This window comes from Pseudomonadota bacterium, from assembly GCA_027624955.1.
Lineage (GTDB): Bacteria > Pseudomonadota > Alphaproteobacteria > UBA828 > UBA828 > PTKB01.
On sequence record JAQBTG010000009.1, the window covers coordinates 64,586 to 85,607 of the forward strand.

At 59.4% G+C, this 21,022-nt stretch carries 21 protein-coding genes; 2 read left to right on the plus strand and 19 right to left on the minus strand.

What is annotated here, in order from left to right; translation table 11 throughout:
• Nucleotides 1-28 precede the first annotated feature (28 nt).
• The 12 genes from lnt to tsaB form a co-directional block, all read right to left on the minus strand.
• On the minus strand, nt 29-1,630 hold the full coding sequence (gene lnt / locus O3A94_05350; GenBank protein ID MDA1355681.1) for an apolipoprotein N-acyltransferase: 1,602 nt from the start codon (nt 1,628-1,630) through the stop codon (nt 29-31).
• A complete protein-coding gene (locus tag O3A94_05355; GenBank protein MDA1355682.1) occupies nt 1,627-2,559 on the minus strand; it encodes a hemolysin family protein in 933 nt (310 codons plus the stop codon). Before O3A94_05355 ends, lnt begins: the two co-directional genes overlap by 4 nt.
• Entirely contained in the window at nt 2,546-3,046 is a 501-nt protein-coding gene (gene ybeY, locus O3A94_05360; protein ID MDA1355683.1) for an rRNA maturation RNase YbeY, read from the minus strand. The genes O3A94_05355 and ybeY overlap by 14 nt, the downstream gene beginning before the upstream one ends.
• Nucleotides 2,994-5,351 (minus strand): HDIG domain-containing protein, encoded by a 2,358-nt coding sequence (locus O3A94_05365; protein ID MDA1355684.1) that lies wholly within the window; start codon nt 5,349-5,351, stop codon nt 2,994-2,996. The genes ybeY and O3A94_05365 overlap by 53 nt, the downstream gene beginning before the upstream one ends.
• On the minus strand, nt 5,348-6,304 hold the full coding sequence (locus tag O3A94_05370; GenBank protein MDA1355685.1) for a PhoH family protein: 957 nt from the start codon (nt 6,302-6,304) through the stop codon (nt 5,348-5,350). The genes O3A94_05365 and O3A94_05370 overlap by 4 nt, the downstream gene beginning before the upstream one ends.
• A 179-nt stretch (nt 6,305-6,483) precedes the next feature.
• A complete protein-coding gene (gene miaB / locus O3A94_05375) occupies nt 6,484-7,836 on the minus strand; it encodes a tRNA (N6-isopentenyl adenosine(37)-C2)-methylthiotransferase MiaB (GenBank protein ID MDA1355686.1) in 1,353 nt (450 codons plus the stop codon).
• 153 nt (nt 7,837-7,989) lie between these two features.
• The gene (locus O3A94_05380; protein MDA1355687.1) at nt 7,990-8,799 is read right to left on the minus strand and encodes a lysophospholipid acyltransferase family protein; all 810 of its coding nucleotides are present in this window, start codon (nt 8,797-8,799) and stop codon (nt 7,990-7,992) included.
• Nucleotides 8,796-9,590, minus strand: coding sequence for a GNAT family N-acetyltransferase (locus O3A94_05385; GenBank protein MDA1355688.1), 795 nt, complete (start codon nt 9,588-9,590; stop codon nt 8,796-8,798). The genes O3A94_05380 and O3A94_05385 overlap by 4 nt, the downstream gene beginning before the upstream one ends.
• Nucleotides 9,583-10,035, minus strand: a complete 453-nt coding sequence (locus O3A94_05390; GenBank protein MDA1355689.1) for a Fur family transcriptional regulator — start codon at nt 10,033-10,035, stop codon at nt 9,583-9,585. The genes O3A94_05385 and O3A94_05390 overlap by 8 nt, the downstream gene beginning before the upstream one ends.
• Before the next feature lie 130 nt (nt 10,036-10,165).
• Nucleotides 10,166-10,582: a MucR family transcriptional regulator gene (locus O3A94_05395; GenBank protein ID MDA1355690.1), complete on the minus strand. Its 417-nt coding sequence runs from the start codon at nt 10,580-10,582 to the stop codon at nt 10,166-10,168.
• A gap of 93 nt (nt 10,583-10,675) precedes the next feature.
• Entirely contained in the window at nt 10,676-11,167 is a 492-nt protein-coding gene (gene rimI / locus O3A94_05400) for a ribosomal protein S18-alanine N-acetyltransferase (GenBank protein MDA1355691.1), read from the minus strand.
• Entirely contained in the window at nt 11,167-11,868 is a 702-nt protein-coding gene (gene tsaB / locus O3A94_05405) for a tRNA (adenosine(37)-N6)-threonylcarbamoyltransferase complex dimerization subunit type 1 TsaB (GenBank protein MDA1355692.1), read from the minus strand. The genes rimI and tsaB overlap by 1 nt, the downstream gene beginning before the upstream one ends.
• 134 nt (nt 11,869-12,002) lie before the next feature.
• Here tsaB and ddpX point away from each other — a divergent pair, with 134 nt between their 5' ends.
• Complete coding sequence (ddpX, locus tag O3A94_05410) at nt 12,003-12,641, plus strand: D-alanyl-D-alanine dipeptidase (GenBank protein ID MDA1355693.1); 639 nt, start codon at nt 12,003-12,005, stop codon at nt 12,639-12,641.
• A gap of 5 nt (nt 12,642-12,646) precedes the next feature.
• Nucleotides 12,647-13,714: a polysaccharide deacetylase family protein gene (locus O3A94_05415; protein MDA1355694.1), complete on the plus strand. Its 1,068-nt coding sequence runs from the start codon at nt 12,647-12,649 to the stop codon at nt 13,712-13,714.
• A gap of 26 nt (nt 13,715-13,740) precedes the next feature.
• Here the strand turns inward: O3A94_05415 and O3A94_05420 are convergent, their stop codons facing one another.
• The 7 genes from O3A94_05420 to murJ form a co-directional block, all read right to left on the minus strand.
• Nucleotides 13,741-15,117, minus strand: coding sequence for a glucosaminidase domain-containing protein (locus O3A94_05420; GenBank protein ID MDA1355695.1), 1,377 nt, complete (start codon nt 15,115-15,117; stop codon nt 13,741-13,743).
• Nucleotides 15,118-15,176: 59 nt separating this feature from the next.
• Nucleotides 15,177-15,740 (minus strand): NifU family protein, encoded by a 564-nt coding sequence (locus O3A94_05425; GenBank protein MDA1355696.1) that lies wholly within the window; start codon nt 15,738-15,740, stop codon nt 15,177-15,179.
• Between the two features lie 252 nt (nt 15,741-15,992).
• A complete protein-coding gene (locus O3A94_05430) occupies nt 15,993-16,496 on the minus strand; it encodes a universal stress protein (protein ID MDA1355697.1) in 504 nt (167 codons plus the stop codon).
• A gap of 19 nt (nt 16,497-16,515) precedes the next feature.
• Entirely contained in the window at nt 16,516-17,283 is a 768-nt protein-coding gene (locus tag O3A94_05435; protein MDA1355698.1) for a TIGR02186 family protein, read from the minus strand.
• On the minus strand, nt 17,283-18,197 hold the full coding sequence (locus tag O3A94_05440) for a sulfite exporter TauE/SafE family protein (protein ID MDA1355699.1): 915 nt from the start codon (nt 18,195-18,197) through the stop codon (nt 17,283-17,285). The genes O3A94_05435 and O3A94_05440 overlap by 1 nt, the downstream gene beginning before the upstream one ends.
• A gap of 103 nt (nt 18,198-18,300) precedes the next feature.
• Nucleotides 18,301-19,293 (minus strand): tryptophan--tRNA ligase, encoded by a 993-nt coding sequence (gene trpS / locus O3A94_05445; GenBank protein ID MDA1355700.1) that lies wholly within the window; start codon nt 19,291-19,293, stop codon nt 18,301-18,303.
• A gap of 128 nt (nt 19,294-19,421) precedes the next feature.
• Nucleotides 19,422-21,005 (minus strand): murein biosynthesis integral membrane protein MurJ, encoded by a 1,584-nt coding sequence (gene murJ, locus O3A94_05450; protein MDA1355701.1) that lies wholly within the window; start codon nt 21,003-21,005, stop codon nt 19,422-19,424.
• Between the last annotated feature and the right edge of the window lie 17 nt (nt 21,006-21,022).

Below are 21,022 nucleotides of genomic sequence, written 5' to 3' on the forward strand. Positions count from 1 at the left end.
CAATTAGTTTAAGCTTTATTGAATAGAGTCATCTCGTTTCACGAAATGCGCGCAAAAATACTATGCCGAGTGAAATAATTAGAACTAGGATCATTGTCAAGTCGCCCATCATCGCGTATGGCGTGCGCCCTAGCGCCCTGGGTAGGGCGGCTAGCAGTACGCCTTCGGTGCCGAGCGCAAGACGCCCTACATAGCGGCCGAGCGGATCGATGACAGCAGAAATCCCGGTATTGGCGGCGCGCACCAGGGGCAGGCCTTCCTCGACCGCCCTCAGACGAGCCGCCTGCAAATGCTGATAGGGGCCGGCAGTATTGCCGAACCAGCCGTCATTGGTGATGTTGAGCAGCCAACCGGGGCGGCTATCGCGCGCTGTCACCTGGCCGGGAAATATCGCTTCATAACAAATTAGCGGACTGAAGGACGGCAGGCCGGGAACGGTTAGCGTTTGTGCACCGAGTCCCGCCGAGAAATCCAAATTACCATGGGTGAGTTTAGCGAAGCTCATGATGCTTCGGAGCGGCATATATTCGCCGAACGGAACCAGGTGGTGCTTGTCGTAAGAGGCGCTCAGGCCGCCTTTTGCATCAATCGCGTGCAAGCTGTTCCATAATATGGGCGCTTCGCCTGGCTCGCCGCCGCGGCGCAGTGCGCCGGTGAACAGCAAGCCGTCTTCGGGCACGGCGGCGGCGAGCCAGGCCGCGAGGCGCGGGTCATTGCTGACATCGTAAGGCACCGCCGTTTCCGGCCAAATGACATGGCTGAAGGAGCCGGGCGGCACGGCGAGCGTCATGCGCCGGTGTTTTTCCATCGATGCCTGGCGCGCGTCGGCGCGCCATTTTAGTTGTTGCGGTATATTGGCCTGGACGATTAGCAGTTTGACACCTTCCAGCGCGGCTGGATGCTGGACTGCAAGACGAACCGTTCCGCCCACCCAAATCGCCGCCAGAAGGAGGATCATCGCGGCCGGCACGCGCCAGTTTCTCACCGCGTCCGATTCTTCCCGATGCTCGGCCAGGAGGGCTGGGGCCGCTGCCGCCAAAATGGTGATGAAGCTGAGGCCGTAAACCCCGGCCACCGCCACCATCTGAATCATGCCCTCGGATATGGTCCAGGACGTGCCGATCAGATTCATCGGAAAGCCACTTAATAGATGGCCGCGCAGCCACTCGGCGACGGTCCAAAAGACGGCAAAGACGAGCAGGCGCGAAAAGCCGGTTCGCCGGCTGAGGAACACAGCCAGCGCGGCGAGCGCCGGGAACAACGCCAATCCGGCGCTGAGGCCGAGCACCGCCGGCGCCGCTACCCAGGCGAATTTGTCCGGATCGGTCAGCAGTGCCGCGCCGACCCAATAACAGGCGGCAAGAAAATGTCCGAAGCCAAACCACCAGCCTGATAAAGCGGCCCGCCACGGCGAGCGCGCCGCAGCGATCAACCACAATAGGCCGGCGAAAGCGGGCACCAGCAGTGGCAGCACATGGGCTGGCGGCAGGGCGCCGGCCGCGGCCACGCCCAAGCAAAAGCCGAGCAGCGAGCGCCGCCAACCGTCGAGCGCCGCAACATGGTTGGCAAGCGTCAGGATGAAGCCGTTCCCGCCATGCCAAAACACGCCGACGGTGCGCCTTGAATTCACGTCTGGTCGGTCTCGCCCGGTGGCGCTGCCGCGCTGACGCGCACCCGTTTTACCCGCCTCGGATCGGCGTCAACGATTTCAAACGTCAGTCCGGAAGGGTGGCTCAGCCGGTCGAAGCGCAGCGGCACTCGGCCGGCCAGGCGCGAGACCAGTCCGCCCACGGTGTCGATATCCTCATCGAGTTCATTGTCTCTGAGTTGCACGCCAAAATGCGATTCTAGCGCCTCGATTTCCGTGCGCGCATCGGCCTCGACGACACCGTCGGCAGAGATGCTGAGCGTCGGCGTCGACACAACGTCGTGCTCGTCTTCGATCTCGCCGACGATTTCCTCGACCAGATCTTCGATCGTGACGAGGCCGTCGGTGCCGCCATACTCATCCACGATGACCGCCATGTGCAGCCGGCTGGTACGCATCTTGGCCAGTAAAACGACGACCGGCATTGACTGCGGAACGAACAGCACGGGCCGGATAATTTGCGACAGCTGAAATTGCTTCGTCCCGCCCCAATACGACATGACGTCGCGGATATGCACCATGCCGATGATTTCATCCAGCGTGTCGCGGTATACCGGCATGCGTGAGTGTCCGCCCTGTCGGATCATCTCGACGATATCCTCGAGCGCGGCACTCTCCTCGACGGCAACGATATCCGGCCGCGGCACCATTGCGTCCTGGGCGTTGAGGCTGCCAAAGCGCAGCAGGTTCATCAGCAGATCTCGTTCTTCCGGAGTAATCTGCTCGGAGATATCGTCTTCTTCCTCGATCATTTCTTCGAGGGATTCTTGCCACGTCGCGTCGCCATTGCGCGCGAAGGCGCGGACCAGCCAGCCGCTTACGGAACGTACAATTGAAGGTTCGGGATGGCTCTCTTCACTGGTTGAGGCCGTCCCGTTTCTAGATGGGGGTTTGTCGCTATCGTTCATCATTTTTTACTGCGGTAAGTGGCGCGTAGGGATTAGAAATTCCGATACCCGCCAGCGTCCGAATCTCAAGTTCCTCCATTGTCTTGGCATCACCATCGGTGATGTGATCATAGCCCAACAGATGTAACACGCCATGTATTACGAGATGGCTTAAATGTTCGCTCAAGCTTATGCCCGAATCCTTGGCTTCCTGCGCAGCTCTTTCGAGCGAAATCACTACATCTCCCAAGGCGTCACTTTCAAATGGTGCCGGCGACGGATTGGAGTCCGCGTAGGCAAACGCTAGAACATTGGTCGCCTTATCGACGCCGCGATATTCAGAGTTCAGGCTGCGCAGCAAGTTGTCGTCGGCCAGCACGACGGCGAGCTCGGTGGCGATGGTCTCGGCTGTCGAGGCCAGCGCTGCCAAGGCTGCCTTCCGCGTCACGCGGCGCGCATCAGGAAGCGCGGTCCGCCATGCTGATTGGCGTATCGTTATCCCGATCTCCATCTCTACCTTTGCCGTTCTGTTCTCGGTCCTGCGGCCCCGCCCGCACATTGCTGGCCGGGTATTCAATGCGACTGTGATAGACGCCCATGACGAGAACCCGCGTGAATGATTCTTCAATATTGGCGAGGTCGGCAATGGTGAGCGCGCAATCCGATAATTGTCCATCCGCCATTTTCTCGGCGATGATTTTCCCGACCCGTTCCTTCAGCTCGGCCGGGCTTGGGTTTTTGAGCGCTCGGGTCGCGGCTTCAACGGAATCGCCGACCATCAGGATTCCCGATTCACGCGTCTGCGGCCGCGGGCCGGGATATCGGTAATCCGCTTCATTGACCGGTCGTCCAGAAGATTGCGCTTGTTCCAGAGCGCGCTGATAAAAAACGCGCAACAAAGTGGTGCCCTGATGTTGCGTCACCGCTTCGATTACAGGCCGCCCCAGACGATGCGACCGGGCAAGCTCGATGCCTTCGGTGATATGGGAAAAGATGATACGTGCTGAAAGCTCCGGCGGAAGGCCGTCATGGATGTTGCCCTCGCGCTGGTTTTCCGCGAAATAGACCGGCCGAACCGATTTTCCGATATCGTGATAAAGCGCCATGACGCGGCATTTAAGAGCGTTGGCGCCGATTGCCTCGGCCGCCGCTTCTGCGAGATTGGCGATCATTACCGAATGGTGGTAAGTGCCCGGCGATTTCATAGCCAGCGCCTTGAGCAACGGATGATCGCCGGAGGCGAGTTCCATCAACCGCACGTCGGTAACTTCGTCGAACACGTACTCGAACAACGGCAGCAAGACCATGGCGAACGCCGCGACCAACCCGCCTGACACCAACGCAAACACCAGCACGATCGGAATTTCTGCATAGGCTGTGCCGCCGGCGAGAATGAGCACGAGAGGCACGGTTGCCGCCTGGACGGCGGCCACCGCGGCACCGACCATCAGCAAGTCCTTGCGATGACGGCAAGGCCGCGCGCCGATACCGGCAACCAGCACACCAATCAGATAATAAGCGGCAAGCCAAATCCCGCCGTCGGCGTGATAGGTCACGAGCAGCGAGAGGGTAACGCCGACCATCAGGCTCACCCGTGCATTGACAAAGATCGAGACGATTACCGCCGCAAGGGCGACGGGGCTGAGAAACGCAGCAGCCGGGAGGTCGATGCCAATGCCTTCAGCGATGCCGCGTCCAGCAAAAATCGCGCCGATGCTAATGAGCCCGGTGATGCTGATCGAGGCGAGCGTGATGTAGCCGGTCTTGCGGGTAAAATGCAGCGGTTGGCGGCCGGAGCGAAAAAAGAACGCGCCCAACCCAACTAGGCCGGCGAGAAATACTGCGAACGCCACGCTATCGACCCAGCCAAGCCCGCCTTGGCGGGCGTCGTTCAGCGCCAAAAGGCGCGACTGAGCACGCCGCGTCACGCGGTCTCCCTCCCGCACGATCACCTCTCCGCGGCCGATATGCATGGTCACTTCTTCGACCGCGGCGAGCGCTGCTTCGGCGGCGCTCTCGGTGGCGGTGGGGTTGAAGGTGACGTTTTGTTCGGTCATCGCCAGCGCCGTTTCGAGGATCCAGGTGCGCAGGCTTCGCGCTGAGCCGTACGGCGCCTCACCCGCTTTAGCCCGCATCATTCGCCACGCCCCGGCGACGTCAATGATAGCGTCGAAATGGAATAGCTTGGCGCCTTCGTCGCTGTCGGCGCGGCGGAGTTCTATCGCACCGCTCTCGGGTAGCATGGCGCGGTCTTCCATCACCATGCGCTCGGCAGGCAGTGCCAGGAAATAGGACAATGCTTCGCCGGCGTTCTCGATCTCCGGCAGCCCTTCGAGCAATTCAAATACGCCGGCATTTACCGGTAAGCCGAGATCGGCCTCGAAGGCGGCGAGCCGGGCGCCGACTGTCAGCTCGGTTTGCGCCAGACGCGCTTTCAAATTTTCCATCGCCACGACGGCATCGTTGCGCCGCTCAAAGAGAAACTCGGGATCGTAATCAAAGCGCGGCCGCACCGTTGAACGTGCCTGTGCGCGGCGCAACGCGGTTTCTTCCGGGTCCGCCACTTCCAAGCCGCGATCTGCCCGGATGGTGTCCTGGGCGATACTGCCCAAGGCTGGGGTCGGCAGGTCGGACGAGCCGAATGGCGCAAACAGCGCAGTCATCGCGATAACAAACAGGACCAGCAATGGCCAATCCAACAGCGGTCGCGCGATGTTCCAGCGTTCCTCCGCCAGCGCGCGGATCGCCGAAGTTGACAGCAATTTGCGCTCCGCGATGAGGCTGCGCTCGAACAGAGTTTCAGATTCCTCGGTCACGTTCGTTGCGCCCCATCGCGCGCCGTCTGTGCGTCCTTCTCGCGCTTTTCGTAGGCGCGCACGATGCGCGTGACCAGGGGATTGCGCACGACGTCGTCACTAGAAAATCGAATGAATGCCGCGCCCTTCATGTTCTCCAGGACATCGACCGCTTCCGCCAATCCGGATCGTGCGCCGATCGGCAAATCGATCTGCGACAGATCACCGGTGACCACCATGCGGGAATATTCGCCAAGGCGAGTCAGAAACATCTTCATTTGAACCGGCGTGGTATTTTGCGCCTCATCGAGAATGACGATGGCGTTGGACAGCGTGCGCCCGCGCATGAACGCCAGCGGCGCAATCTCGATATCGCCGGACTCAATCCGCTTCAGCACTGAATCTGTTGGCATCATATCGTGCAGCGCGTCGTATAGCGGGCGTAAATAAGGATCGACCTTTTCCTTGATGTCACCGGGCAGGAAACCGAGGCGTTCTCCGGCCTCGACGGCCGGACGCGAAAGTATGATGCGGTCGACCTGACCCGACAGATACATCGAAACCGCAACAGCGACGGCGATATAAGTTTTTCCGGTTCCCGCCGGACCGAGGCCAAACACCAGCTCGTGCGAGCGCATCGCCTCGATGTAGGCGGCTTGGCGCGGCGAGCGCGGCTCGACAGGATGCTTGCGCGTTTGAATGGGCTCGATCCGCGCCCGCGGCGCGCCGCCGGCGTCCGCGGCACCCCCAACCTGGCCCCGTGCGCTGGCCATTCTAATCGTCCCGTCGACTTCACTGCTGTTCACGGCCAGCCCGCGTTTGAGCTTGTCGTACAATTCGTTCAGCACCGCCTTAGCTACGCCGACCGATTCGGGCGGACCGGAAATCTCAAGCTCGTTGCCGCGTGAGCCGATTATCACTCCAAGGGCGTGCTCAATTTGCGCGATATGGCGGTCATGTTCGCCAAATAGCATCGCCAGCACCGCGTTATCATCGAAAACTATATGGGTCTGAGCGCTCGGCGCACTGGACTCGCCGGATTTCCCAGGTTCGATGACAGGAAGCTGGCTCATCTGGGCTGCCCTGCGGCCCGCGCCGCCGTCTCTGTGGCCGTCTCTGTGGATATACCTGCGGTCATCTCTGCATGCGCCGCCTACGCCGCCACCGCTTGTCCCGCCAGGCTGTTTGTGTGCGCCTCGATGATCACAACATCGGCGATGCGGCCGCGATACTCCTCTGGCATGTCGGCATGAACCCATTGGCCGAAGGCGGTGCGCCCCAATAGCTGATTGGCATGGCGCCCGGGGCGCTCGAACAGCACCGGCAGGGTGCGGCCGACCATGCTGGCATTGAATGTGGATTGTGAGCGGCCAAGAAGCGTTTGCAACGCTTTCAACCGCTGGCCCTTAACATTTTCTGGAACCTGATCGTCATGATCTGCCGCTGGGGTGCCCGGCCGCGGGCTGTATTTGAAGGAAAACGCCTGGGCGTAATTGACGTCCCGCGCCAGCTCTAGGGTCGCTTCGAAATCAGCGTCGGTTTCGCCGGGAAATCCTACAATGAAATCGCTCGAAAGGGCGATATCCGGTCTCGCCCGGCGCAATTCCTCGATCCGGCGGCGATAGTCATCCGCTGTATGCTGGCGGTTCATCGCTTTGAGAATGCGGTCTGATCCGGACTGTACGGGAAGATGTAGAAACGGCATGAGCGCCGCAACATCGCCATGCGCGGCGATCAAATCGGCGCTCAGATCGCGCGGATGCGAGGTCGTGTAGCGCAACCGCTTTAACCCGTCTAAATCCGCCAAGTGGCGAATGAGGTCAGCCAGGGAGTACTCGCTGTGGCCGTCGCCTGCGCTGTCATTGGCGCCGTGATAGGCGTTGACATTTTGCCCGAGCAAGGTGATTTCGCGCGCGCCGAGGGCGATCAACCGGCGCGCCTCGGACTCGACTTGTTTCACCGGGCGCGAATATTCCGCGCCGCGCGTGTAGGGCACGACGCAAAACGTACAAAACCGGTCGCAGCCTTCTTGAATAGTGAGAAAGGCGCTGACGCCGGAATTGGCGGAGCCGGGTTCCGCGTCCGGCAAATGATCGAACTTGCTCTCGACCGGAAACTCCGTGTCGACCACGCCGCGCGCTTCGGCGCGGCGCAGCAATTCTGGCAGCCGATGGTAATTCTGCGGCCCCATGACAAGATCGACAAACGGGGCGCGGCGCAATAGCTCAGCGCCCTCGGCTTGGCCGACACACCCGCTGACGGCGAGCATCATGCGCCGCCCGGCGGCGCGCCGCGCCTGTTTGATCTGGTTCATCCGGCCGAGTTCCGAATAGACCTTTTCCGCTGCCTTTTCGCGAATATGGCAGGGATTCAGAATCACCAGATCTGCGTCGTCGGGCGTGCCCGTCGATGCATAGCCATGCGCCGCCAAGACATCCGCCATCCGGGCGGAGTCATAGACGTTCATCTGGCAGCCATAGGTCTTTACGTAGAGTTTTTTCGTCAAAATGTTATCCCGCTGCTGTCCGCCGCGCCGCATATTCAAGCGCGCCTGAACAGGGGCAGGCACAATGTTGTTTGGATGTTCTCATTCTAAGCTGGCAAATCTAACACTCGTCCAGACGCTGTCAAGCGGAGCGCATGCGCCTTCAGCTGTGGGTCAGGCGGTTTTCGAGGCCCACCACGCGTGTTTGGCGACTTTGCCAAGGCGCCCGTGAATGCCGCGCGAGACGCCATCGGACACCACACGCTGACAGTGCGCCGCCATCTCCTTGCGCGAGGCGAAGTCGGCTATGGTCACCGGATCATGGAATTCGACCGCCACGGTGGTTTGCCCGAGGCCGAAGACATTCCACAAATGGCCGGCCATTTCCATATCGCCGTACCAAGCGAAATACGGCCGATATCCGTGCCCAACCGGGATGCCGTCGAGATGCGTATAGGAAACCGATACCGGCTGGACGGTAAGCGGTTTGCCGTCGATTTCAATCTCGGCGGCGCCGAAAAACCCGCTTTTAAACGGCAGCACTCGGTTGCCGTCATTGCTGGTGCCTTCGGGGAACAAAACTAAATTGTCTCCCATTTCGAGCCGGCGGACCATTTCGTCGCGATGCTCCGCGGTGCGGCTGGCCTTGCGCTCGACAAAAACCGTGCGTTGCAAGCGTGCCAGTAAGCCAAATAGCGGCCAGGCGCGCACTTCGGCCTTGGCCACGAACGACGCTGGCAGAACGGCGCCCAACACGGAAATGTCGAGATATGAGGTGTGATTGCACACGAACAGAGTTGGTCGCGTACGCGATATCTCGCCATGCTGCTCGACGCGAAAGGCCAACAACCGGCAGACGCCGCGGTGGTACATCATCGGCAGGCGTTTTGCGAACGGCATGTTGAACCGGATCAGAAAGATTTGAACGGGCAACAGCACCGCCGTCCAGCCGGCAAAGCGCAGCGCGGTAAAAAACGCCGTCATGTTAGTTTGTCCAAATATTTGCGCGTCACCAAATCCGTTTTGACCACAATGCTGACATCGACGCTGTTCCATTGCGGGTCGATCACCGCGCCGTCACCGACGAACCCGTTGAGCCGCAAATAGCCTCTGATCAGCGGCGGCACGGTGCGGATCGCGGCGCGGCCGTTGACCTCTTCCTTGGGCAACAAGTCCATCTTGACGAAATGATCCGGCTGCGCCACCGGGCGCATTTCGGCCGGCGCGAGATGAAAATGATAAAGATAAGAGAGCGCCATCGCATGCTCGGCCGGGTCGGTGCCCGGGAAGCTTGCGCAGCCAAACATCAGCGGAATCTCGTAATGCTTGACGTAGGTGGCGATGCCGCGCCACAGCAGCGTCATGGTGGCGCGGTTGCGATAGGGCGCCTCGACGCAGGAGCGGCCCAATTCAAGAATTTCTCCGGGCTGCTCCAAGATGCGATCGATATTATATTCCGAGATAGAGTAAAACCCGCCGTCGCGTTCAGCGACCGAGCGGCGCAGCAGGCGATAGGTTCCAACTACTTGGTTACTGCCGATTGGCAGGTCGTTATCGATTACCAACAGATGGTCACAATATTGGTCGAAGCGGTCGAAATCGCGCCCTTTGGCGGCCATTTCTTCGCTTGGCCGCGCGGTCATCTCTTCGTAGAAAACCCGGTATCTGAGCGCTTGGGCGGCGTCGATATCCGAATCGCCCAGCGCCAGCCGAACCGCCAGGCTGCCCGTTGTAATCCCGTCCATGAATCTCTGTTCGCCCACGCCGCTAGTCATCCTTATCCGCCGTGCTTTCATCGAGAGGGACGGCATAGAGTTCGAGCTTGTGGCCGACCAGCTTGTAGCCCAGGCGCTCGGCGACAGCAGATTGGAGTTGTTCGATTTTGCGGTCTTGAAATTCGATGACCTTGCCGCTCTTCAGGTCGATCAAATGATCGTGGTGGTCCTGATCCGCCTGCTCATAGCGCGCCCGGCCGTCGCCGAAATCATGGCGGTCGAGAATATTGATTTCTTCGAATAGACGAAGGGTGCGGTAGACGGTCGCCAGGCTGATGCGGTCATCGATCGCACTGGCGCGGCGATGTACGACTTCCACATTCGGATGATCGTCGGCCTCGGACAGCACGCGCGCGATAACGCGGCGCTGCCCGGTCATTTTCAGGCCCAACTCCATGCATTGCTTTTCCAAATTTGTCCGGCTTGGTGTTTTGCCAGATTTCATCGCTCGCCGCCATTCCGCCTGTTGTTCGCTCATCGCCATTATAGGCGCCAGTTTTGCGACGTCCATGAGTGCAGATTATTGAGCCGCAGGAGTGTCCTGCGCGGCGGCTCGGGCGCGCAGGGGCCGTGTATCAGCGCGGTTGGCCAAGCCTGGTGCCGAGATCCATTTTTTTAGCAAGTTCACTCCGCTTTGCCGCGTAACTCGGCGCGACCATGGGATAATCCGAGGGCAGTCCCCAGCGCGCGCGATACTGCTCCGGTGTCATCCCATAGGCCCGCCTGAGATGCCGGCGCAGCATTTTCAGTTTCTTGCCATCTTCAAGGCAAACGAGAAAATCGCTCGATATGGAGCTTCCGATCGACACTGCCGGGTGGCGCGGACTATCGATAAATCTTAGCTGTTCGGCTGTGGCAGTGGAAAGTGAAGCATGTACGTTTTTGATGAAATTGGGCAAAAAATCTGGTGCTACGCTATTATTCGATACATGCGAAGTGACGATTTCGGCGGTTAATTCTAATAAAATCGTCGAATTATTTGCACTTGTCATACAAGTTCCAGTCAGAAAGAATCAATTTTCTATTTTATAGTTAATCATTAGAGTGAAGGCAATGTGGGTAAATCATCGGTTATCGGGATTTAGTTAGTTTTCACATCGTCCCGCCGATTTAAGATTGAAGCGAAGAGTCATCGCGTCGACACTTGGCCCATAGCGTCGCCGGTAATATTGCGGGCGCCTCCCGACGACCGCGAAGCCAAATTTCTGGTAGAGACGTCGCGCCGCCACATTGTCCTCCGCCACCTCGAGAAATAGCGCTTCAATCGCTTGGTTTGCAGCATGCCTCATCGCCGCGTCCAACAGCGCCCCGCCCAATCCGCTACGCCTTAGGCTTGGTGCCACGGCGAGAGATAGAATTTCACCTTCCTGTCCGCTCGAGCGGCACAGTATAAAGCCGACGGCCTTGCCGCTTGGACGGCTAAAAAAGCCAAATGCGCCGGGCGCCGATAATATCCTTCCCAGCAGCTCGGCATGCCAGGAATCCTCGAAACAAATTGCATGCAGCGACGCGATGGCCGGCAGGTCGTATGTCTTCACTATTTCGATTGCAAAGGCGTCGGGCGATAGCGTTTCCATCACACCCTCTCGCGATCCGTTGCGGCAGGAGTAACGCCAGGCTCGCGCAGGTAAAACGGCGCGACCGGGGTGTTTGCCGCAGGAACGAATCCGCGTGCTGCAACCAACGCCGCAATCGTTGCCGCGCTGGGAAAGGGCGGGCTCTCGGAATAGTGGTAAGGGTGCCGCGATTCGTCGAGCGCGCGGGCTGCCAATCCAGCACCGCTCCCGACCAGCAGAAGTGAAGCCGCGCCCGGAGAAATATTCTCGTAGCGGCCCGGTATCGCTGCAGCCGCGGCCGCGAATGGCTCGCTGGCGGCCTCGCCTTTCTTATCGAAGAATTGGCCATAGAGTTGGTCTCGCCGGGCATCTAATACGGCAAGGATTAGTCCGCCCCGGCGTTCGTCCGGCGGCGGCGCGGCGGCAAGCGCCTGCAAGGTGGTAATACCGGTAAGCGGTAGGCCGGAGGCGAGGGCGAGGCCGCGCGCTGTCGCCAGCCCGATGCGGACACCGGTGAACGAACCTGGTCCAGTGGTTACCGCGATCAAATCCAACATGTGATAATCGAAGCCGGCCTCGCGCATGGTGCTTTGCACCATCGGCATGAGAATTTCAGCCTGGCGTCTGTCGGCGGTTTCCTCGCGTTGGGCGATAACGGCGCCGCCCGACCAACAGGCCACTGAGCAGGCCGTCGTGGCGGCGTCGAGAGCAAGAAGCTTCATCGTTTTTCACGGCACTCTAATTTGTTATCATTCAGCCACTGGGACGCTATTCAGCCAATGGAAGCTATGAAACGGCGAATTTGAATTTAAGGCTTCCCTACCTCTAACATCGCCAGGGCGGCCTCGACAAGCTGATGGACGGCACCAAGGGCATCGGCGCGAATTCGCATCAATTTAAGGACTTGGCGGCATCTAGCAGCCGCTCCGGCATTATGACCCTGACCAGAATTTCCTCTCCTGAATATGATATTGAACTGGCGCTTGCCTATGCGACCGCGAACAATATTACCGGTAAGCCGATCTATCGGCACGCCGCCTGTTGGCTCCATAGCAATGCCGCCGGGGCGTTGGCCAGAGCAATTGTGCTGGCACGCGAACTGGATCTGAGGTTTCGAATATTTGATGCTTATCGGCCGGTGGAAGCGCAGTGGAAATTATGGAATCACGATCCCAACCCGGTCTTTCTGGCCGACCCGCGCAGCGGCTCGCCGCATTCGCGCGGCATCGCCATCGATCTTACTTTGGTGCGTCGCGCGGATGGTGTTGCGCTAGATATGGGCACGCCGTTCGACGATTTCAGCGCCCGGGCTTTTCACAACTGTCCAACTCTTGCGCCGGAGATTAGGCGCAATCGATATTTATTGCTGGGCCTGATGGCCAGTGCCGGGTGGGACCATTATTTAAACGAATGGTGGCACTATCAGCTTTACAATCCGCGCACATATCCGCTCTTGTGGGATAGCGCCGCGCGCACCGGGATGATGACGGATTGAAAAAGATGACGGGAACCATGCGGCTTGATCGCTGGACAAGATTGAAGATGGCGGCGGCGCTATTGTGCGCGGCCGTCGGAGTTCCGGCGGTTGGCGTTTCGGCTGTGGGCTTTCCGGCTGTGGGTCAGGCTGCGGATTCGGCGGTAATTTTGCAATATCACCGCTTTGACGAAGCCGATTTGCCGTCGACAAACATTACGCTAAAGCAATTCGAAGCGCATCTCGCCTATCTGCGATCGGGTAGCTACACGGTGTTGCCGGTACCGCATATCATTGCGGCGCTGCGTAGCGGGCAGCCATTGCCTGAGAAAACGGTGGGCATCACCATTGACGACGCCGCGAAATCTGTGATTAGCGAGGCTTGGCCGCGTCTGCGTGAGGCCGGTTTTCCATTCACTCTGTTTGTTGCCACCGATGCCATCGACCAGCAGCGGGTGCGCTCGATGAGTTGGGATGACATCCGCACCTTGGCCAATGCCGGCGTAACGATTGCTAATCACAGCTCCTCGCACGAGCATTTGTGGCGCCTTGATTTGGTGGCAGCGCGACGCGACATCGCGAGCGCGCAGACGCGTTTCCAGGCCGAACTGGGTTTTTCGCCGCGTCTGTTCGCCTATCCGTACGGCGAATATAATTTGGCGCTGCGTGGCCTCATTGAGGAGTTGGGGTTTGAAGTCGCGTTCGGACAGAATTCAGGCGTCGCCGACAAATCGGTGGATCCGTTCGCTTTGCCACGATTTTCCCTGAACGAAGCCTATGGCGGTATCGAGCGCTTCCGGCTGATCGTGAACACCCTGCCGATTCCCGTTCATGATGTCACGCCGGCGGAACCGATCGTGGTGCGCAATCCGCCCCATATCGGCTTTACTATTGACGAATCTCTAGAGGATATCGGCGCGCTGGCTTGTTTCGTATCCGGTCAGGGCCCGGTGCAGGTGGAATTACTGGGCGAAAGACGGGTCGAACTGCGCATGACAAAGCCGCTTCAGCGCGGGCGAAACCGTGTCAATTGTACACTCCCAGGTCCGGATAGGCGCTGGCGCTGGCTTGGTATGCAGTTTCTCGTTCCCTGAGTTTTCTCAGAGGTTTGGCGCAGCAATCAGGATTGCCGGCCTGGCAGGGCGGGAACGCCCAGGGTCCAGCGCTCGTCATGCAGCTGGGCATCGTCAAGCGGCGCCAATTCGTTAACGCGGATGATGCGCCGGATGGTCTCAACATAGGCCGCGCCGCGTTCGGAATACCGGATCAACTCTCCCGCCAATGTGAGGCCATCCATCGGCTTGGCGTGGCTGCGCAGCCATTTTCGCGCCGCTCGGAATTCACCATAGGCGCGATGGTAGTTCAAATTATGCACATAGGAACGCGTGCCCTCGACCAAGTTCGAATAGGCGCGCACAAGGTGATGCTGCCCGCTGGCGCGCTGCTCCGGCAACATGCCATGCGATGCCTTGTAGGTATATTGGCCAAACAGCGCATTGCCTTCACGCGCAAAGCGCGACGTTCCCCAGCCTGATTCCTCAGCCGCCTGTGCAATGGCGAGAGAAGGTGGAACAATATCGACCCGCTCCATGAACGCGTCCCAATCATAGGGAGCCGTTTCATAACGCTCGGCCATTTGGTGGAGCCAGTCACGCTGCGCGTCGGTCAACGATAGGCCGCTGTCCAATATCGCACGCAATTCTTGTAATCTCTGGCGCGCCGCGAGGATATCCTCGTTGACCCGAAGAACGACAGGCAAGACGGACTTGATGAAAATGCGCTTTCGCGTCGTGACGGACGGGACATCGGCAATGTCGGCCGGCAATTTATCAAGATAGAGGCGGGGTACGTTGTCGCCGCTATCGCGCACAGTCGCCAAATCGTAATCAATGCGCTCAAAATGGGCGTCCAATGCCGCGACACTTCCGATCTGGCCATCCAGAACAGGTTTCCCGGCGGGGTTGGGTACGGGTATCTTGACCGCAGCCTGTTTCGCCGCCTGTTCGACAGGCAATTCGAGCGTTGCTTGGGTGACAGGGCGGGCAATGCCATGCCGGAACCCTTTTAAATTCACGTTCTCCTCGGCTGCTTTTTGCTGCACAAATGCCTCAGCGGCAGCGCTGGGCAGGTTGCCGTCCACTTTGGCGAGCAGCAGCATGTTGGCGAGAGTGACGGCAGAAAATCCGCCGCGGTTGTCACTGTCGTCCGCAATGTCTTCGTCATCGACCTGGCTCAGGCGTTCCGTTCGCACCGGCCGAACCGCTCGTTGCGCCGCCGCAGCGATAGCGTGTTCGGAGGCCGGGGATTCCAGGTGAACGGAAACTTCCGCTGTTTGATTTTTGGGCGGCGTGAAAACCGCGAGGGCCGATACCGCAATGGCGGCGCTCGCCAACACCGCCAGCGCCGGCGCAAATAAAGGAACGTCGGTCCACGACAGCGCTCGATTCTGAGCATCGCCCGAATCAGCCTGCCTCGCTCTCACGGAATTAATTTGCACACTCACTCCCAGATCGGTGGGGTCTCTCTGCCCGCACTGCCGCCACAGAATTGTGCCGTCTAAACCGCGCGAACTTCGACGACTTCGGGGATGTAATGCCGCAGCATATTTTCGATGCCCATTTTTAAGGTCGCGGTTGAGCTCGGGCAGCCCTGACAGGAACCCTGCATCTGCAACATCACCACACCATTCTGAAATCCCCGATACACGATATCGCCGCCGTCCATAGCGACGGCGGGGCGCACCCGTGTATCCAGCAATTCTTTGATCTGGCCGATAATTTCGGCATCGGGACCAGTTTCATCGCCATCCGTATGGGCCGCACCGATATCCGCAGTATCCAGCATCACGGGTTTTCCCGAGACGAAGTGCTCCATGATAACGCCAAGAATGACCGGCTTTAGCATCTGCCAGTCGGCGTCTTCGGATTTGGTAACGGTAACGAAGTCGCTGCCAAAGAACACACCTTCGACCTCATCGACGAGAAACAGGCGCGCCGCCAAGGGCGAGCTCTGGGCCGCGTCCGCGTCGCGAATGTCCAGCGTTCCTTCTGCCAAAACCACTTGTCCCGGAAGGAACTTTAATGTGGCGGGATTGGGGGTTTGTTCAGTTTGAATAAACATTCCTGTGTCTTCCTGTGTCGGCAGGCAATCCTGAAGGGATTGCTCAATTTTGCGGGCGGAATGTGGGCCAGACGGTTCAATATATCAACCCTTGCGCGGAAGGCATTGGTTGTGAAGGTAAATATATAGTTAACAAAATCGGCTAATTCGGGAGGATTGCCATTTTGCCTGACTCGACGAATTCAGGCTTCCTTGGCCAGGGCGCCTTGGGCGGTCAGAATTTGCCTGCCTTTGGCTCTCGATTTCGATTTTTCAGGTCAAATTGCGGAGCTGTTGGTCACTCAGATTCCCAGGCACCACGACCAGCGGTATATTGAGGCGCCCAGCAAGCTGGCCGGCCAGCCACGATATCAAGGAGCCGTGGCCGTCGTCGGGCGGCGCCGCACCGACCACTAAAAGATCGATCGATTCGCTTTCTTCGATATGGGCCAAAATTTCCTCGCCGATGCGTCCTTCGCGGATATGCAGCGCCGGCTTCGCGCCGAGCAACGCTTCCACCTCGCCGGCCAGTTCGTTGAGCATCGCTTGCGCTTCTTCTTGGGTTTCCTCGCGCATGCGTTCGCCGACCGCTGCCCAATGCTGAAATTCGGGCGGCTGTGTCACATGCAGGAGCGCTACCCCGCCGCCGGAGTTTTGCGCCCGCATCGCCGCGAAGCGCGCGGCAACGGCGGAATGATCGTCATGTGCCACGCAGACAAGAAACGTAATCTCGCCGGCGATGTGCTCCCTGACGTGCGAATTCTTAGATTTTTTCATGGCAGCCCCTAAAGGATTGTCAATTTTTCCGGAAGGCGACGCCGCCGGCCCATCCTGCGAGCAGCGCCGCGGCGATGGCAATTAGGCCGTAGAGTGCACCCTGTCCTTTGGCGAAGTCATATATTTCGGCTGATATGCCGGATTTCTCGACCGTGAGATGCGCTTCCCGCCGGCTCAATATTTCGCCGTCGCGCACCAAGATCGTTTCCGCCACATACTCACCGGTCGGAACATTTGCCGGCAACGTCAGCGTGGCCCGGAACAAGCTATCGTCGATGATCACAATTTCACCGATTTCGGGCGCGTATAGGTCCTCCGTCATGCGCCCGCGCCGAACAGCTTCGCGGAAATTGTCGACCTCCTCCATGGTTCGTGTCCAGATCGTATTGAGAAGAATATGGTCGCTGCCGATCTGATTGCGGTTGAGTTCTTGCACATTCATTAACTCTTCGACCGGGCGAGAGGCGGCGAGCGCGTAATATTGCGGAACGTCGCGAAACGCGACCGAATCCCGATTGATCCAAATACCGGCAACCCGGCGCTTGCGGCGCACGACCACCGGCGCCTCCGGTCCACGCAGAGTGACAATGATGTCGCCCGGCACGGTTTTCACGCCGAATAGAATGACGGTGCTTCCGCTAAAGCTCGAATCGATCTCAATTCTTTGCGGCAGAAGATCGACGACGAGCGGTTCATTGCCGGCCCCGAGGCTGACATTCATCGGCGCGCCCATCAGGGCGCCGAACAGCACCAGCATCGCCCCGGCCATGAGGTTCCATCTGATCATCAGCGCATCACCATCAAGGTGGCGCTGTAAAGATCTTCGGGGCGTGCCACCAATCCGTACAGCAGTCGCCCGCCAACGGCCAATACCATGACCGCCAAGAGGCCGCGCAGATATTCTCCTTTGATCCGCTGGCTGAACCGACTGCCATACTGCGCGCCGATCACCGCGCCCACCGCGAGCAAGAGAGCCAGAATAATATCGACATTGTGATTTTGGACGGCGTGAGCAAAGGACGAGACGGTACTGACCACGACGATGCCGAACAGCGACGTGCCGACGACGACGCTTGTCGGCATGCCGATCAGGTAGATCATCACCGGAATCATGATGAAGCCGCCGCCGACACCCATGAACGCCGCCAGCAACCCCATCAAAAAGCCAACGACAATCGGCGGCAGCGCGCTCACATAAAGTTTTGAGCGCCGAAAGCGGAGCTTGAACGGCAGGCCATGGAACCAATTGTGCTGATGCGCCTTGCGCCGCCGGCTGGTGTTCCGCCGCAGCGCGGCGCGCACGCTTTCAGCGCCCATCAGGCTGCCGACGACGGTCAGGAAAACGACATAAAAAAGTGAGATCACCAAGTCGATCTGGCCGGCTTCGCGCAATGCCTTAAACAGCCACACGCCGAGCCAGGAGCCACCGATGCCGCCGCTGAACAGGAGCGCACCCATACGGAAATCGACATTTCCGCGCCGCCAATGCGCCATCATGCCAGAGACCGACGCCGCCACGATCAGATTGGTGCCGGTGCCGACCGCCACCGTTGGTGGCACGCCGAGAAAGATCAGCAGCGGCGTCATCAGAAAGCCGCCGCCGACGCCGAACATACCCGACAGAAAGCCGATCGCTCCGCCGAGGCCGAGCAGCAGAAACACATTGGTCGAGATTTCCGCTATCGGGAGATAGATTTCCATGGACGCCGCCTGTTGGGGCACGCTTTGTGTATCGCGCTTGCAGGCCCTTCAGCGCAAGAAAAATGTTAGCGGCCGAAATTCACAAGTAAATTTACAGGTCAATTCAGGGATCGAGAAGACCAATGATTTTCTTTATGTCGGCGAGGTTCGGATCAGCGATGCTGGCGGCACGTTCTGCGCCTTTGCGCAAGATATCGTCGATAAAGTCGGTCGATGCCATGAGCCGGCGCATCTCTGCGGCAATTGGTTCCAGCTTGGCGGCGGCAAGCTCCGCTAGCTCGACCTTGAATTCGGCGAATCCCTTGCCTTCGAAGCGCGATGTCACCGCCGCGACGGTTTCGTCGGCTAGCGCAGCGTAGATGCCGAGCAGGTTTGTCGCTTCCGGACGATTTTCCGGGTCGTAACTCATGCCCGGCTCCGAATCGGTTTTGGCGCGGCGAATCTTTCGCTGAATGGTATCGGCATCATCGGTCAAATTGATGCGGGAATTTTCGGACGGTTCCGATTTGCTCATTTTCGCGCGCCCGTCGCGCAGGCTCATCACCCGCGTCGCTTCGCCGAGGATCAGCGGCTCTGGCAATGGGAAATATTCCTGGTTGTAGCTCCGGTTGAAGGCGCCGGCGATATCGCGTGATAGTTCCAGATGCTGTTTCTGATCTTCGCCGACCGGCACATGGGTGGCGCGGTAGAGCAGAATATCGGCCGCCATCAACACCGGATAGGCGTAGAGGCCGAGCATCGCGTTGTCGCGCTTCTTGCCGGCTTTCTCCTTGAATTGGGTCATGCGGTTGAGCCAGCCGAGCGGCGTGAAGCAGTTGAGAATCCAGGCCAGTTCCGCATGAGCGGCGATCCGGCTTTGATTGAAGATGATGGAGCGCGCCGGATCGATGCCGGCGGCGATCAGGCCGGCGGTGACTTCACGCGTGTTGGCGGTGAGCTCGGTGGGGTCTTGTGCGACGGTGATGGCGTGCAGGTCGACGATGCAATAGATGCATTCGAAATCGTCCTGCATTTTGACCCAATTTTTGATGGCACCGAGATAATTGCCGAGGTGCAAATTGCCGGTCGGTTGAACACCCGAGAAAATTCGATTCATTGCGCCATGCTCCGAACTGGCCGTCAGACCGCGTCTGTTTGAACAAATAATTAGCGCCCGGGGCTCCCGGGAGCGCCGGATTTATGGCGCGCCGGCTCGCCCCGGTCAAGAGATGCAGGCAGGCCCGTTCAAGCGCCGTTGTTTTCGCCGCCGCCGCCGCCGCCAGCTCCGTCGGAGCGCCAAAAATCTTTCAAGTCGGTTAGATAGATGGCGCCGACGGCCCGTGCCATGACGCCATAGACGAGGACGCCGGTGAACATCAGCGCGATCAGACTGCCAATCCCGGTGCCAAGCGACGCGCCGAGCGGGCCCGACAGCGCTGACGAGACCGCCCACAGCGCCGCGGTCATCGCCGCCGTGGCTGCCAGCATGCGCGGCAGGCGGCGGCGCAGGCGTGCGTCGGCGGTGAAATAGCCGCGCCGATGCAGGCCGCGCGCCAACAAAGCTGCATTGAGCCAGCCTGCAAGTGTCGTCGCCAAAGCGATACCGACATGCCCGAGCGGGCCCATTAAAATCAAATTAAGCGCGATGTTGATCGTCAGGCAGACGATTGCAATGCGCACCGGCGTCTTCGTGTCCTGACGGGCGAAATAACCAGGCACCAAAACCTTGATCATGACGAAAGACGGCAGACCGGCGGCATAGGCAATCAACGCGTCCGCCGAGGCGCCGGTCGCCACAGAAGTAAAGGCACCGCGCTCAAATAGCACCGATAAGACGGGCTCAGCGATAATCATCAGCGCTGCTGCCGCCGGCAATGTCAGCAGAAGCGCGCCTTCGACGGCGCGGTTTTGACTATGCCCGGCGGCTTTGTCGTCGCCACCGCGGAGCTGGCGCGACAACAGCGGCAGCAGTGCCGTGCCGACCGCCACGCCGATCACGCCGAGCGGTAATTGGTTTATTCGATCGGCATAATAAAGGTACGAAATCGCGCCTTCCGGTAAGAGCGAGGCGATAATCACATCGACGAGGAGATTTACCTGAGCAACACCGGCGCCAAGCGCCGCGGGCGCAATGATGATCAACATATGTTTGACGCGCGGCGTCAGTCGCGGGCGCAGCAGCCTGAGCGCAATGCCGGCGCGCCGCAGCGCCACGATGAGCCAGGCGAATTGCAGTACGCCGGCGCCCGAAACGCCGATCGCCAACGCATGCCCTGGCGTTTCCGTCCAATGGGAGAGGCCGAGAAGTGCGGCGATCAAACACAGATTCAAGATGATCGGCGTGGCTGCGGCGGCGGCGAACTTGTATAGCGAATTCAACACGCCGCCCAGCAGCGACACCAGAGAAATGAATAGAATGTAGGGAAAGGCGATACGTGTGAGCTGTACCGTGAGGTCGAATTTTTCTGGGTCGTCGGCAAAGCCAGGCGCCAGGACGTACATCAGCCACGGCATGACAATCTGCGCCACCACCACGAGCAGCAGCAACACGCAGAGCAGAACCGCAAGCACTTCTTCGGCGAACGCCTTGGCCGATTCGCGGCCATGCTGTTCGAGTTCTCCGGCAAATAGCGGCACAAACGCCGCGTTGAAGGCGCCTTCTGCGAACAGGCGGCGGAGAAAATTGGGCAGCTTGAAGGCGACGAAGAATGCGTCTGAAACCGGCCCGGCGCCGAGAACGGCGGCAATCAAAATGTCGCGGACGAAGCCGAGCAACCGTGAGGCAAGGGTATAGCTTCCGACCGTCGCGACCCAGCGCCCCAATGCCATGATGCGGCGCTCTTATA

Coding starts and splice junctions, on each gene's coding strand:
- O3A94_05355 (MDA1355682.1), bottom strand. CDS start 2,559: ATGATGAACGATAGCGACAAACCCCCATCTAGAAACGGGACGGCCTCA.
- ybeY (MDA1355683.1), bottom strand. CDS start 3,046: ATGGAGATCGGGATAACGATACGCCAATCAGCATGGCGGACCGCGCTT.
- O3A94_05370 (MDA1355685.1), bottom strand. CDS start 6,304: ATGCTATTTGGCGAACATGACCGCCATATCGCGCAAATTGAGCACGCC.
- O3A94_05380 (MDA1355687.1), bottom strand. CDS start 8,799: ATGACGGCGTTTTTTACCGCGCTGCGCTTTGCCGGCTGGACGGCGGTG.
- O3A94_05385 (MDA1355688.1), bottom strand. CDS start 9,590: ATGACTAGCGGCGTGGGCGAACAGAGATTCATGGACGGGATTACAACG.
- O3A94_05390 (MDA1355689.1), bottom strand. CDS start 10,035: ATGAAATCTGGCAAAACACCAAGCCGGACAAATTTGGAAAAGCAATGC.
- O3A94_05395 (MDA1355690.1), bottom strand. CDS start 10,582: ATGACAAGTGCAAATAATTCGACGATTTTATTAGAATTAACCGCCGAA.
- rimI (MDA1355691.1), bottom strand. CDS start 11,167: ATGGAAACGCTATCGCCCGACGCCTTTGCAATCGAAATAGTGAAGACA.
- tsaB (MDA1355692.1), bottom strand. CDS start 11,868: ATGAAGCTTCTTGCTCTCGACGCCGCCACGACGGCCTGCTCAGTGGCC.
- ddpX (MDA1355693.1), top strand. CDS start 12,003: ATGGACGGCACCAAGGGCATCGGCGCGAATTCGCATCAATTTAAGGAC.
- O3A94_05415 (MDA1355694.1), top strand. CDS start 12,647: ATGACGGGAACCATGCGGCTTGATCGCTGGACAAGATTGAAGATGGCG.
- O3A94_05425 (MDA1355696.1), bottom strand. CDS start 15,740: ATGTTTATTCAAACTGAACAAACCCCCAATCCCGCCACATTAAAGTTC.
- O3A94_05430 (MDA1355697.1), bottom strand. CDS start 16,496: ATGAAAAAATCTAAGAATTCGCACGTCAGGGAGCACATCGCCGGCGAG.
- O3A94_05435 (MDA1355698.1), bottom strand. CDS start 17,283: ATGATCAGATGGAACCTCATGGCCGGGGCGATGCTGGTGCTGTTCGGC.
- O3A94_05440 (MDA1355699.1), bottom strand. CDS start 18,197: ATGGAAATCTATCTCCCGATAGCGGAAATCTCGACCAATGTGTTTCTG.
- trpS (MDA1355700.1), bottom strand. CDS start 19,293: ATGAATCGAATTTTCTCGGGTGTTCAACCGACCGGCAATTTGCACCTC.
- murJ (MDA1355701.1), bottom strand. CDS start 21,005: ATGGCATTGGGGCGCTGGGTCGCGACGGTCGGAAGCTATACCCTTGCC.